This is a genomic window from Bacillus sp. NTK074B, assembly GCF_017303375.1.
Lineage (GTDB): Bacteria > Bacillota > Bacilli > Bacillales > Bacillaceae_B > Rossellomorea.
On record NZ_JAFKOH010000009.1, the window covers coordinates 96,147 to 109,442 of the forward strand.

13 protein-coding genes are annotated in these 13,296 nt (G+C 43.5%); all 13 read right to left on the reverse strand.

The features are described 5' to 3' along the window. Positions 1-7: 7 nt before the first annotated feature. Positions 8-1,120 carry an HD-GYP domain-containing protein gene (locus JI667_RS15665; protein WP_206856825.1) on the reverse strand — a complete coding sequence of 371 codons (1,113 nt, stop codon included), beginning with the start codon at positions 1,118-1,120 and terminating at the stop codon, positions 8-10. 913 nt (positions 1,121-2,033) lie between these two features. Next, positions 2,034-2,336, reverse strand: a complete 303-nt coding sequence (locus tag JI667_RS15670) for a YunC family protein (RefSeq protein WP_206856826.1) — start codon at positions 2,334-2,336, stop codon at positions 2,034-2,036. Between the two features lie 56 nt (positions 2,337-2,392). Continuing rightward, positions 2,393-3,745, reverse strand: a complete 1,353-nt coding sequence (locus JI667_RS15675; RefSeq protein ID WP_206856827.1) for a bifunctional metallophosphatase/5'-nucleotidase — start codon at positions 3,743-3,745, stop codon at positions 2,393-2,395. A gap of 27 nt (positions 3,746-3,772) precedes the next feature. Then, positions 3,773-4,597: a sulfite exporter TauE/SafE family protein gene (locus JI667_RS15680; protein ID WP_206856828.1), complete on the reverse strand. Its 825-nt coding sequence runs from the start codon at positions 4,595-4,597 to the stop codon at positions 3,773-3,775. 20 nt (positions 4,598-4,617) lie between these two features. Then, the gene (locus JI667_RS15685) at positions 4,618-5,460 is read right to left on the reverse strand and encodes a DUF72 domain-containing protein (protein WP_206856829.1); all 843 of its coding nucleotides are present in this window, start codon (positions 5,458-5,460) and stop codon (positions 4,618-4,620) included. Between the two features lie 356 nt (positions 5,461-5,816). Next, positions 5,817-7,214 carry a Fe-S cluster assembly protein SufB gene (gene sufB / locus JI667_RS15690; protein WP_206856831.1) on the reverse strand — a complete coding sequence of 466 codons (1,398 nt, stop codon included), beginning with the start codon at positions 7,212-7,214 and terminating at the stop codon, positions 5,817-5,819. A gap of 39 nt (positions 7,215-7,253) precedes the next feature. Beyond that, positions 7,254-7,694 carry a Fe-S cluster assembly sulfur transfer protein SufU gene (gene sufU, locus JI667_RS15695; protein WP_206856832.1) on the reverse strand — a complete coding sequence of 147 codons (441 nt, stop codon included), beginning with the start codon at positions 7,692-7,694 and terminating at the stop codon, positions 7,254-7,256. Then, positions 7,684-8,913 carry a cysteine desulfurase gene (locus JI667_RS15700; protein ID WP_206856834.1) on the reverse strand — a complete coding sequence of 410 codons (1,230 nt, stop codon included), beginning with the start codon at positions 8,911-8,913 and terminating at the stop codon, positions 7,684-7,686. Before JI667_RS15700 ends, sufU begins: the two co-directional genes overlap by 11 nt. After that, positions 8,913-10,223, reverse strand: a complete 1,311-nt coding sequence (sufD, locus tag JI667_RS15705; protein ID WP_206856836.1) for a Fe-S cluster assembly protein SufD — start codon at positions 10,221-10,223, stop codon at positions 8,913-8,915. The genes JI667_RS15700 and sufD overlap by 1 nt, the downstream gene beginning before the upstream one ends. 17 nt (positions 10,224-10,240) lie before the next feature. After that, positions 10,241-11,026: a Fe-S cluster assembly ATPase SufC gene (gene sufC / locus JI667_RS15710; protein ID WP_098439173.1), complete on the reverse strand. Its 786-nt coding sequence runs from the start codon at positions 11,024-11,026 to the stop codon at positions 10,241-10,243. A gap of 437 nt (positions 11,027-11,463) precedes the next feature. After that, on the reverse strand, positions 11,464-11,640 hold the full coding sequence (locus JI667_RS15715) for a hypothetical protein (protein WP_206856839.1): 177 nt from the start codon (positions 11,638-11,640) through the stop codon (positions 11,464-11,466). Positions 11,641-11,953: 313 nt separating this feature from the next. Beyond that, complete coding sequence (locus tag JI667_RS15720) at positions 11,954-12,319, reverse strand: carboxymuconolactone decarboxylase family protein (RefSeq protein ID WP_206856844.1); 366 nt, start codon at positions 12,317-12,319, stop codon at positions 11,954-11,956. A 150-nt stretch (positions 12,320-12,469) separates the two neighbouring features. Continuing rightward, the gene (locus tag JI667_RS15725) at positions 12,470-13,294 is read right to left on the reverse strand and encodes a MetQ/NlpA family ABC transporter substrate-binding protein (protein ID WP_206856845.1); all 825 of its coding nucleotides are present in this window, start codon (positions 13,292-13,294) and stop codon (positions 12,470-12,472) included. Between the last annotated feature and the right edge of the window lie 2 nt (positions 13,295-13,296).

Genomic DNA, 13,296 nt, shown 5'->3' on the forward strand with positions numbered 1-13,296 from the left:
CAAAAATTTATTTAATCTTAAGAGATTGGGGTTCATAATCCGGATCAAAACCTGTAATCACCTTGTCCAATTCCCTGCTTAAATCGAGTGGATAAGGAGTGTTCAGTTCCCTGCCACCCTCTTCAATGATCCGGATGACCGGCCGATCTGTCACCCCTTTATTTTGGTCTGTGACAATCCCTTTCCGTCCATCATTCAGTTCCACGATCATGCCATTTGGATAGATCGCCACCGATGAGCGGAAGGCTTCAATTACATGTGGATCGAATAGGGAGCCAGATCCCGCATACAATACCTCTAAAGCCTGATGGGGGAGCATCGCTTTCCTGTACACCCGATTTGAGGTCATGGCGTCAAACACATCAGCAACAGCAATGATCTTTGCAAATGGATGAATGTCTTCCCCCTTAATTCCCCGTGGATAACCGGAGCCGTCGAGCCTCTCATGATGCTGATACGCACAGTGGGCGATGATCAGGGACACAGAATGAAGCTGCCTAAGTATTTCAAAGCCGTGCTCCGAATGCTTCTTGATTTCCAAGAATTCATCTTCTGTAAGTTTCCCCGGCTTTAGTAGGATTTCCTCCGGCACAAGCATCTTACCGATATCATGCAAAATCGCTCCCACCCCGAGCTGCTCCAGCTGCTTCTGTGACAGCTTGAGTTCAAGACCGATGGACAGCGTATATAACGTTACATTAAATGAATGGTGAAAAATATAGGAGTCGTATGTAAACACGTCCGTCAAAATGGTGAGAAGGTCATGATTCGCCTTTACTTCTGACAGGACGACATTGATCACCTGCTTCAATTGCCTGGCGCTGTCTTCAGTCATCAGGACACCGGGTGATGCATCCGATGCGCTTAATTGATTGAAGGCCTTCTCTATATCATTGACCGCCTGCTGTCTCACTTTACTCGAAACGGTCCCTTTCACATGGATTCCACTGGAAAGAGAGTCTTCAATATAGACATACTGAATACTAAGCTCTTGCAGCCTGAAAATCATGCGTTTTGTAATAGGAACATTATCATGAATCAAAGCTTGACCTCTCATATTATATACCGTTGTAGCTAGAACCATGCCGGGTTTTAAAGCCCGTGTTGATATAAGCCTCATAGAATTCTCCTATGTAATTCTTTCATTTTTCGACAAAATTTCCTAGTATCTCCATTATAAAGCATAAAAGTGATCTTGCAAGGTGTATTTCGTTAAATATTCATGAAAGAATATTGAAGAAAACAAGGGTTTTGAGTGGAGTTTTTTGGGGTGCTTGCATGGTAGAAGATTAGATTTCTTTTTTTAAAAAGGTTGTTTTCGTAAACATTGTTGCTTTTGGATGTAGCGAGTGGCGGTTGATTTCCGCTACAGGTGCTCGCTTTCCGCGGGGCGTGAGTTGAGCACCTTCCGCTCCAATCAACTAGACAGACGAAAAGTATGACAATCACAAAAGAAATGTGGAGATTGCGTATGCCTGCCACTGCTTTTTCATTCGGTGCAGTGACTGATTTTATTTAATAGTCCGTTACTCTTTTTAAACGGATGGTCACAAACTAATTTGCTAGTCACCTACTTACTACTTTAGAGGGTGAAGTGAACTGTGTAGACTCCTACGGAAAACGGGCGTGCCGAGACCCCGGAAGCGGTTTTTGCTGAGGAGGCTTGGCCGAACGTCCGTGGAAAGCGGGACTGTTCCCTTCACCCTCTTGCACCACAACTTAAATGACAGAGCATCGTAAATCTTAGTTGGTATGCGAATAGCAACAATCTTTGCGAAAACAGCCTTTTAAAAAAACGCAATTCCATTTGGTTTTGAAGCGAAAAATCAAAAAATGACGCAATTCCTCCGAGTTTCGACGCAATAGTCAGGAGTAAAAGTCATGGAAGAAAAATAAATACGGTTTAAAATGCCGGAACAGTCCATTTTATATCCAAATGCCCTGTAAAAGTATTTTTATTTCTCGTAAATCTCCTCTCCCCTCACAAAACAAAGACCAGATACTCCCTAATAAGCACTGGTCATACTCAACGTTTATATCATCTTTAACAAGGCATCCCTGCCAGCCATCCCTGTATGGATACCGAGATTCGCAGCTTCGTAGGTGATGGACTCAAGTGGCGCATCCAGTAGCTGATCAATGGTTTTCACACCGACCGCTCTTCCAGCGATGATCTTCCTGTCCTTTAACTTCTCATTCAGCAGCGCAACATCAAGTGCCCCACACATAATATATCCTTTTTCACTCGTCACGACGAGGAGATTCGTTTTCGGAAGTTCAACAGAAATGGCTGTAAAAGTATGTCCCCCAATGGTAATTGGAGATACATTCATCATATTTCATCGCTCCCTTCACTCATATGTATGTTATGAGTAAGAAAACGGTGACCTATTTACTGTTTTAATTTCCACTCCAAAACGTCTCGCAAAAACTCCGGCATAAAGTACTTTTTCTCGAGCCTTTGAAGATCTGGAAAGAAGTGGCCGAAAGTGAACATATCAGGTAGCGCGAGTTTGTACATCCTTAAAGGCTCGATTGGGGAGTCCCCAATGAGGATTTCATGGTTATGAAAGTGAATATTGCAATAAACAAATGTCCCCATCACTTTTCCCCTGAACCCAAGGCCCTTCACCTCAAGATTCGGCCAATCCTCATTGAGAGTCTGCTTAATGATTTCCTTCAGCTCAGACCCCTTCATCCGGATCAAACAGGGGTTGATGGGGTGGGGAAGGATGCGGTGCAGATCCTGCTTTGTGACCGCACCCTCATGAAGGCCACTCATGAGCAGACCTGCATTCAGGAATCCGCAATCTGCACCACACCATTCTACAAGTGCTGCACAGAGACGATACGGAAGGGGGGACGCGTGAAACCAATCGACTGGAAGAGGTGCTTTCAGCCGGGTAATTTCCTGCTCTAATAATCTTTCCCCCTTGCGGTTCCAGCTCAGAGTCTCCTCTTCTTCCCCATCCACTGACGGAAGTTCATGCTGTTTATAAAGCCGTGCCTTTTTTCCTGCGATTTGTTTTGTGACCGTATCCATTTCAATGGCCATATGACCGACGTAGTGACCATATTTCCCGGCAGCACCCAGCATGGTTCCCTTAACCAATTTGCCCTCGGGTAATACATGGTGGGTATGGGCACCGAGGATGACATCAATCTCAGGGAATTGCTCTCCAATCATTTCGTCATCCCTGATGCCTAAGTGAGAAAGGAGGATGATCATATCCACTTGGGGATGAAGTTCGTGAACCAGTCTCTTCAGCTCCTCCAAGGGTGAGGTGACATTCCAGCCGAGAGCTTGGTAAAAGGGTTTGAAATAGGCCGTTAACCCAATGACACCCACCTTTCCTCCATTCCGGGACTCATAAATCCGGTGAGTATCTATCCAGTTCGGACGCTTGGATGACCGGTCTAACAGGTTCCCGACAATCACATCAAATTCAGCTTCTTTATATAGGTTGTTTAAATCATCATAATCCAGGGTGATTCCTTCGTTATTGCCGATCGTGACAGCATCGTACCCCACTTCATTCAATAACTCCACATTCCCGAGTCCCAGCGTCGCTTCACTTAAAGGGTGCCAGCGGTCAATGTGATCTCCGATATCGAATACATAAACCGTTTCTCCGTCTTTCTCATGCTGCTGTTTTCGCCGTTTGAGGAAATCCCTTATTCTCGGCCAATGTTCCAAGTGACTGTGAAGATCGTTCGTATGATAAATATGAATGGTTTCTCTCATAAATCGTTCACTCCTATAGGAGGTATATTATCCTGTCATTCCTTGATAAATCAATCGAATTCCAATTAAAATCAATATAATTCTCAGTACGCTCACCAATACTTTTGATTCGAGCTTCGTATTGATAAAGGCCCCGATCTTTGCCCCGAACCAGGCTCCAGGGATGAGAGCCAGCGCGTACAGCCATTTCACATTCCCGAACAGGACATGTGTGCCGGAACTTACGATTGCCGACAGAAAAATCATGAACATGGACGTTGCCACGGCCACATGAGGGGGGAATAAGAAGATCAGGATCATGGCAGGAACCATCAATGAACCTCCTCCGATGCCGAATAAACCGGATGTAAATCCGACCACAAAGGCAATGGCTGCGCCCAATAAAGGAGGGTATCCGTAGCGGAAAGTCATTCCGTTCGGATCGGTAAATTGCCGCTGGAAGGAAGCATTCCTGAATTTTTCAATGGGCTTCAATTTATTCCTCACCATCAGAATGACGGCAATCAATATCATAAAAATTCCGAAATAAAGATTAAAGGTCTCCATATTCAATCCTTTATTCACCCAGGCACCGACAATCGAACCGGGTCCGCTCCCTGCAAAGAAAATCAAACCGCTTTTATAATCGACGGTTTTATGCTTTAAGTAGGCAAGGGTGGACGATAATCCCGTAAAGATCATAATGACCAAAGATGTACCTACAGCCGTCTGAGGGTTCATGCCATCTATCAAGGTTGTATATGTACCAAAGTATATCAAGGCAGGTACAACGATCACACCACCGCCGAGTCCGACGAGGGAACCGATTGCCCCTGCTAAAAGCCCAATGGATAGAAGAACAATCCATTCCATCTATCTTTCATCTCCTGTCATTAAAAAAGATCCAGCTGCTTCGGTGCAAGCCCGTCATATTTAATGCCTAATAATTCTATCAGCTCTTTCGCATTTGCTGCGGCGTCTCCTCCAGAATTATTGTTGAATAAAATATATAAATCTTTCGAGTTCTCATGGAAGTGATGAATGTAAGGAATCCATTCTTCCAGTTCCGCGCGATTGTATCGATAGAGATAGCGAACCTCACGCCAGTCTTTCCCATTCGGTTTATTCCATCCGTACACATTCCTGCCGTGAAACCGAATGAGCGTAGCCTCTTTGTGAGTGGATTCGGGTACCATGGGGATTGATCCCTCTCCTGCCTGTGGTTCATCGCAAATACTGTGGATCCAGCCTTCTTTTTTCATGAAGGATAGGGTTTTTTCCCGATACTCTGGTCTGAACCAGCTTTGATGACGGAATTCTAGTGCAAGGGGGAAGTCCTTCAATTGCTCCCTGCAGTACCGGATATATGCAACATGCTCTTTTTTACAATCGTACCATGGTGGAAACTGAAGCAGGACCATGGCTAATTTATCCGCATTCACATATGGCGCAAGGGAATCCTTGAATGCAAGGAACATTTCTTCCTTTGTTTCAAAGGGAATTTCTCCACGCTGATGCCCGGTGATTCCCTGGTAGGCTTTTACAATGAATTTAAAATTTTCCGGTGTTTCCCGCACCCATTTTTCACCATTACGAACAGGTTGAACAGCGTAAAACGCTGTGTCCACTTCTACGATGGGAAAGTGGGCTCCGTATTCTTTTAACTTATCACGTGGCGAGACATTCTCATAAAGGATATCATGATCTCCCCAACCTGTTACTCCTATGTATATCATCCGCATTCACCTGCTTTATTATGAACATGTCCATTTTATCATAAGGGCAATGGAAATTCTTATGTTTAGATCGATTGAGGTCACACCGTGGTATATTCCTGCTGGTTAGTAATGAAATATAAAATGATTGTTGTGCAATCTAATATGAAAGTGAATTTAAATTCACTGTGAAAGCAGGCTGCCTGAAAGTATGGGAGAATGACGTACTTTCAAAATATTGATCCCCATATAAAATAATAGAATTAATCCCTCGTGTCGTGTTTTCTTTAGATTAGCCTTTACGAATGAGTCCATGCCATTTTGAAAATGAAAAAACTCCCCTGATAATGATCCATCAAGGGAGTTTGTAAAGTATATTAACCGATTGAACCTTCCATTTCAAACTTGATCAGACGGTTCATTTCAACTGCATATTCCATTGGAAGTTCTTTCGTGAATGGCTCGATGAAGCCCATTACGATCATTTCTGTTGCTTCTTCCTCTGAAATACCGCGACTCATAAGATAGAATAATTGTTCTTCCGATACTTTCGAGACCTTCGCTTCGTGCTCCAATGAAATGTTATCGTTCAGAATTTCATTGTAAGGAATTGTATCAGAAGTCGATTGGTTATCCATGATCAGCGTGTCACACTCGATGTTTGAGCGTGCGCCTTCCGCTTTACGGCCAAAGTGAACAATTCCACGATACGTCACTTTCCCACCATGTTTTGAGATGGATTTAGAAACGATTGTAGAAGATGTATTTGGTGCCAGGTGAATCATTTTCGCTCCGGCATCCTGGTGCTGCCCTTTACCTGCAAGTGCAATGGATAGCGTCATACCACGTGCGCCTTCACCCTTAAGGATGACCGCAGGATATTTCATCGTTAGTTTAGAACCGATGTTTCCATCCACCCATTCCATCGTTGCGTTCGCTTCACATACAGCTCGCTTCGTAACCAGGTTGAACACGTTGTTCGCCCAGTTTTGGATGGTCGTATAACGGCAGTACGCATCTTTCTTGATGATGATTTCAACGACTGCAGAGTGAAGTGAATTCGTTGTATAAACCGGTGCTGTACAACCCTCTACATAGTGAACGCTCGCGCCTTCATCAACGATGATCAACGTACGCTCGAACTGACCCATATTTTCAGAGTTAATACGGAAGTAAGCTTGAAGTGGAGTATCCACCTTTATCCCTTTAGGGACATAGATGAAAGATCCACCGGACCATACTGCTGAATTCAAGGCAGCGAATTTATTATCCGTTGGAGGGATAACCTTCGCCCAATGCTCACGGAATAGCTCTTCATTTTCTTTAAGGGCGGAATCTGTATCTTTGAACACGATTCCCATGTCTTCAAGATCCGATTGCATGTTGTGGTATACAACCTCTGATTCATACTGTGCAGATACCCCTGCAAGATACTTTTGCTCAGCTTCGGGGATACCTAATTTATCAAACGTTTGCTTGATCTCTTCAGGTACTTCATCCCAGCTGCGCTCAGATCTTTCAGATGGCTTTACATAGTAAGTGATTTCATCAAAGTTCAATTCCTGCATATCTCCGCCCCATTGAGGCATTGACATATTGTAAAAATGCTCAAGTGATTTCAAACGGAAATCAAGCATCCATTGAGGTTCTTCTTTCATGCGGGAGATTTCTTCCACAATTTCACGGGTCAAACCACGTTTCGAGCGGAAAATGGAAACGTCTTTATCGCTGAATCCGTATTTATAATCCCCGATCTCAGGCGCTTTCTTAGCCATGTTGATTCCTCCATTCTTTGGTAGTGACGAGGGAGAGCATTAGTCCTGCTCTTCCTCTGACACTCCTTTTTCCATCGCTTTCCATGCCAATGTCGCACATTTGATACGGGCAGGGAACTTCGCGACTCCTTGTAATGCTTCAATATCTCCTAAATCCACATCATCATCATATTCATTGCCTTGCATCATATCAGAGAAGATCTTGGAAAGCTTGAGGGCTTCTTCAATTTTTTTCCCCTTGACCGCCTGAGTCATCATGGAAGCAGAAGCCATGGAGATAGAACAGCCTTCTCCATCAAACTTTGCATCCTGAACGACACCATTTTCAACCTTCAATGTCAGGTGAATGCGGTCACCACACGTAGGGTTATTCATGTCGATGGTAAAGCTTCCATCCTCTAAAGAACCTTTATTACGCGGATTTTTGTAATGATCCATGATGACTTGTCGATACAACTGATCTAAATTATTAAAAGACATCGCTGAAAAACTCCTTTGTCTTCACCAGGCCTGCAACCAGTTTATCAATATCTTCTTCTGTGTTGTAAAGATAGAAACTGGCACGTGCTGTTGCCGATACGTTCAACCACTTCATCAGCGGCTGTGCACAATGATGACCAGCGCGAACGGCAATCCCTTCAGCGTCAAGTACAGTCGCTACATCATGGGGATGAACATCATCAATGTTGAACGTCACAAGACCGGCACGTTGACCCGGGTCATTTGGTCCGTAGATTGTCATCCCTTCTACTTCACTCATCTTGTTCAAAGCATAGGCGGCAAGCTTATGTTCATGTTCTTCAATGTTATGAAGTCCGACTTGTTCAAGAAAGTCGATGGCAGCACCCAGTCCGATGGCACCGGCAATGATCGGTGTACCCCCTTCAAATTTCCAGGGAAGTTCTTTCCACGTGGATTCCTGAAGGCCGACAAAGTCGATCATTTCCCCACCGAATTCGATCGGTTCCATTTTATTCAGGTGCTTTTTCTTCCCGTAAAGAACTCCGATCCCTGTAGGACCTACCATCTTATGACCGGAAAAGGCAAAGAAATCGCAGTCCAAATCTTGCACATCAATTTTCATATGTGGAGCTGCCTGAGCTCCGTCCACTACCATGACGGCTCCATTTTCATGAGCGATCCTGGTCATTTCTTTGATTGGATTCATTGTACCAAGTACATTTGAAACCATCATGATGGAGACGATTTTCGTTTGAGGTGTTACGGTTTCTTTTACATCCTCAATCGCAATCGTTCCATCTTCCTGAAGTGGAACGTATTTTAACGTCGCACCGGTTTCTTTGGCCAACTGCTGCCAAGGAATGATATTGCTGTGATGCTCCATATGTGTGATCACAATTTCGTCACCCTCGGCGAGATTCGCACGACCGTAGCTTGCTGCAATGGTGTTGATTGCGGTTGTCGTCCCACGGGTGAAAATTACCTCTTGAGTGGAAGATGCATGGATGAAATTCCGGACCTTTTCCCGGGCCCCTTCATATCCATCCGTCGCTCTCGTCCCAAGGGTATGCACTCCGCGGTGGACGTTGGAATTGTATCCCCGATAGTAATCGTTCATCGCCTCAATCACGGAAACCGGCTTTTGAGATGTTGCGGCACTATCAAGATACACCAGTGGATGGCCATTTACTTCCTGGTCGAGAATCGGAAATTGTTTACGAATCTCTTTTACATCCATTAGTTTACTTTCCTTTCAATAACCTCAACAAGCTGTTTCTTGACTCCTTCGATTGGTAATTGTTTTACCACCGGAGCAAGGAAGCCGTGAATGACTAGACGTTCTGCTTCGTGCTGTGGAATTCCGCGGCTCATCAGGTAGTAAAGTTGTAATGGATCTACTCGGCCAACAGATGCAGCGTGACCTGCTGTTACATCATCTTCATCAATTAGAAGAATTGGGTTGGCGTCTCCGCGTGCCTTTTCGCTAAGCATTAACACGCGTGACTCCTGCTCTGCATTTGCCTTGGATGCTCCATGTTCAATTTTACCGATCCCGTTGAAGATGGAAGACGATTCATCTTTCATTACTCCGTGCTTGAGGATGTATCCTTCAGAGTTCTTACCGTAGTGAACAACCTTCGTTGTAAAGTTTTGTTTTTGTTTCCCACGTCCGACAACAACCGTTTTCGTATCGCCATATGAGCCATCACCCATCAGGTTCGTCACGTTTTCAGAAACGGTGTCACCGTCGTTCATTAATCCTAAGGCCCATTCGATGCGTGCATCTCTTGCTGCCACACCGCGACGATTAACATATGTCGTAGTACCGCTTGAAAGATTATCTACTGCACCGTATGCCACTTTAGCATTATTGTTTGCCAACACTTCGGTGACAATGTTGTAAACACCGTTCTCTACATCAGTTGTAGAGATATAGTTTTCAACATATGTGACAGAGCTGTTATCTTCAGCGACAACCAATACGTGGTTGAACATAGCAACTTCTGCATCGTCGTGAACATAAACCGCTTGAATCGGTTGAGAGAGTTCCACGTTCTTCGGAATATAAAGGAAGGCTCCTCCATTCATCAACGCTGCGTGAAGGGCTGTAAGCTTATGCTCATCTGTTTTTACGCCTTCAGTCATGAAGTACTTCTGTACAAGGTCACTGTGTTCTTTCACAGCTGTAAAAATATCCGTAAAAATAACACCATTGTCTTTTAATTCGTTTGATAGTGAATGAAAAGCAGGTGTATTATTCCGTTGAATATAAAGGCTTTGATCTTTGTTTTCTACATCAACTAATGCTTTTACTTCTTCAGGCAGCTCGCTCAATGATGAAAACGCGTCACTTTCCACTGAATGCTTCTGGAATTGAGTAAAATTCCAATTTGTGATCTTCGTTTTATCTGCAACAGGAAGGCTAAGATCCTTTACTTTATCAAAGGCATCCGTACGAAGGGTTGTTAACCATTCTGGCTCTCCAAGTTGTTTTGAGTAGGAGCTGACATAGTCCTGATCTACTGGTAGTTTCGTTTCTACAGTCATTTTCATCCCCCTAACACTTACGCTTCTTGGCCGACAGTTTCGTCTTTGATTCCTAACTCTTCTTTAATCCAGTCATATCCTTCTGCTTCAAGGCGTTGAGCTAATTCTTCCCCGCCAGATTTCACAATGCGTCCTTGCATCATTACGTGAACATGATCAGGAGTGATGTAGTTAAGAAGACGCTGATAGTGAGTGATGATCAGGCAACCGAAATCTTCCCCACGCATCTTGTTGATTCCTTTGGAAACAACTTTAAGAGCATCGATATCTAGACCTGAATCAATTTCGTCAAGGATAGCGATCTTAGGTTGGATCATCATGAGTTGAAGGATTTCGTTACGTTTCTTCTCTCCGCCTGAGAATCCTTCGTTCAGGTAACGTTGAGCCATGTCCGGATCCATCTCAAGGTATTCCATTTCGGAATCCATTTTACGGATGAACTTCATAAGTGAAATTTCTTCGCCCTCTTCACGACGGCTGTTGATGGCTGAACGTAAGAAGTCCGCGTTCGTTACGCCACTGATTTCACTTGGGTATTGCATTGCAAGGAATAGACCTACACGAGCGCGCTCATCCACTGCCATTTCAAGGACATCTTCACCGTCGAACGTGATGCTTCCTTTTGTCACTTCATACTTCGGATGACCCATGATCGCAGAAGATAAAGTTGATTTACCTGTACCATTTGGTCCCATTACTGCGTGGATTTCTCCACCTTTAATTTCAAGGTTAACCCCTTTCAGGATTTCCTTTCCTTCAATCTCTACATGAAGATCTTTAATTGTTAAAGTAGAACCTGCCATGTGTATTTACCTCCGTGACTTTATAATGAATTTAAGAATACAATTCTTTAATCATTCTCAATTTATTCTCATTACAATCTTATAACAAATAAAAGCTATTATCAACTTTTTCAAGTTGTCAGTTCATGTTAATCGAACAACAGAATCCCTATCTATTGTTGTCCTAAACCGGTGGGAAAATGTAGGATGTCGAAAGATAGCGAGCGTTTTGATTTCCGTGTGCCCGTCTTCCGCTCGCGGTCAATCTCCTCGGGGCCTTGAGCTGCAGGGTCCCGCCAGTCAAGCATTTTCCGACGGAGTCGAGCACCTGGAGCTTCAATCCTAAAATATATTTCTCCATGAACGGAATCGATCTAACTACATTTTCATATTCCAGTAATCGATAAACAACAAAAAACCAGTGCATCCTCTACACTGGTTTCCTGTTTTCTTCCTTATTATATATTAGCGTGCACTCTTCGATCAAGTGCCGCAAGCATTCTTCTGCTTTCCTTGTATTCCCGCTCTCTCTTCTGCTCTACTTGCATCCTGACATCATGCTTTCGTTTGTACACTTCATAACCAATCCCATGGGCTCCATGCATAGCCTTTTCCATTTCACTTGTGTACGACATACTCTCAAGAGAGTCGATAATGAATCATTCCTTTCAGGTTTTTAATTACTTTACAACTATACTACCCCCTCGTTCACAAGACAAAACCGGTATTTCATCATTTTTTCACAAAAATGACCCTCACAATCTTTCCCGGGGGTTACTCTTAAGTTTTCACAAAATTCCGCCACTATACTGCCAATTAATAGCTTATCAACGGAAATTTATTAATTGCTATGTATATTTATTAGGTCCTACCACCTTATTCACATTGGTTGGATACAATACTGCATCTCAATATAAAAAAGAGAAGGATTTCTCCCTCTCCATTAGATTATTGCTTTAATTGATTCAAGTCTTGAATCGATTGCTGAACCAGTGTCACTGCCTGGCTCATGACGGCTCCTCCACCGAACGCAGCTGTTACACCGATGGCTTCGAGGATTTCTTCTTCCGAGCACCCTTGATCAAGACAACCTTTCGTATGGTAGATGATGCAGTATTCGTCCTGTGAGTAAAGGCTGATTCCCAGGGCAATCAATTGCTTTTCTTTTTTTGAAAGTAACCCTTCTCTGAAGCAATGCTCGGTAAATGTATTATACTGCTCTGCAAGTTCAGGCATTTTCTCTGTGAAAATTCCAAGTCCCATTTTATAATCATGAAGGGCCGCTTCTGTTGTATTTCTGGGTTCCATCTGCATTTCATTCAACTCCATTTCAAAATAGATTCATCGGAAATAGTATGAGCCAATTAGGAAATGATTATGTTATAAAATTTCGGGGAAAAGCCAGACGAAAAAACCCGGTGCCGGAAAACGACCGGTATCGGGTTTTACATTCTTACATAGATATTATTCTGTTACCGGTACTACCGCTCCATCCCATTCTTCTTTGATGAAGTCCTGAATTTCTTTTGAGCGCAATGCTTCAACTAAAGCTTTTACTTCCTCTTTCTTTTCATCGCCTCTGTTCACTGCAATCACATTTACATATGGTGAATTACTATCTTCAATGGCGATTGAATCTTCGAGGGGCTTCAATCCTGCGTCGATGGCATAGTTAGAATTGATGACGACCGCGTCCCCTTCTTCGTTTTCATACATTTGTGGAAGCAGGGCTGCTTCATACTCATAATCGAATTTTAGCTTTCCAGGGTTTTCTTTAATATCTTCTAGTTGAGCCTGTGTATTCTCAACACCGTCTTTTAATGTAATCAGACCCTTCTTCTCTAATAATGTAAGGATGCGTCCATGATCGGAAACAGAGTTACTCATCAGGATCGTTGCTCCTTCAGGAAGGTCCTCCAGGGACTTGTACTTTTTTGAGTATACTCCAATAGGTTCGATGTGAATTCCGCCTGCGTTGACGAAATCATACTCATTGTCTTTCATTTGTAAGTCCATATACGGTGTGGTTTGGAAATAGTTCGCATCCAGTTCTCCACTGTCCAGGTCCTTATTCGGAAGGATATAGTCTTGATAGGTATCAATTTGAAGATCGATTCCCTCTTTCTCTAGAATCGGCTTTACTTGTTCAAGGATCTCTGCATGAGGTACATTCGATGCTCCAACGACTAATTTCTTCTCGTCACCGCCACCTGAACCTGAATCACTCCCGCATGCTCCTAAACCAAAGATACTCGTCGCTGCAATCATTCCTGCTATCCATTTCTTCATTA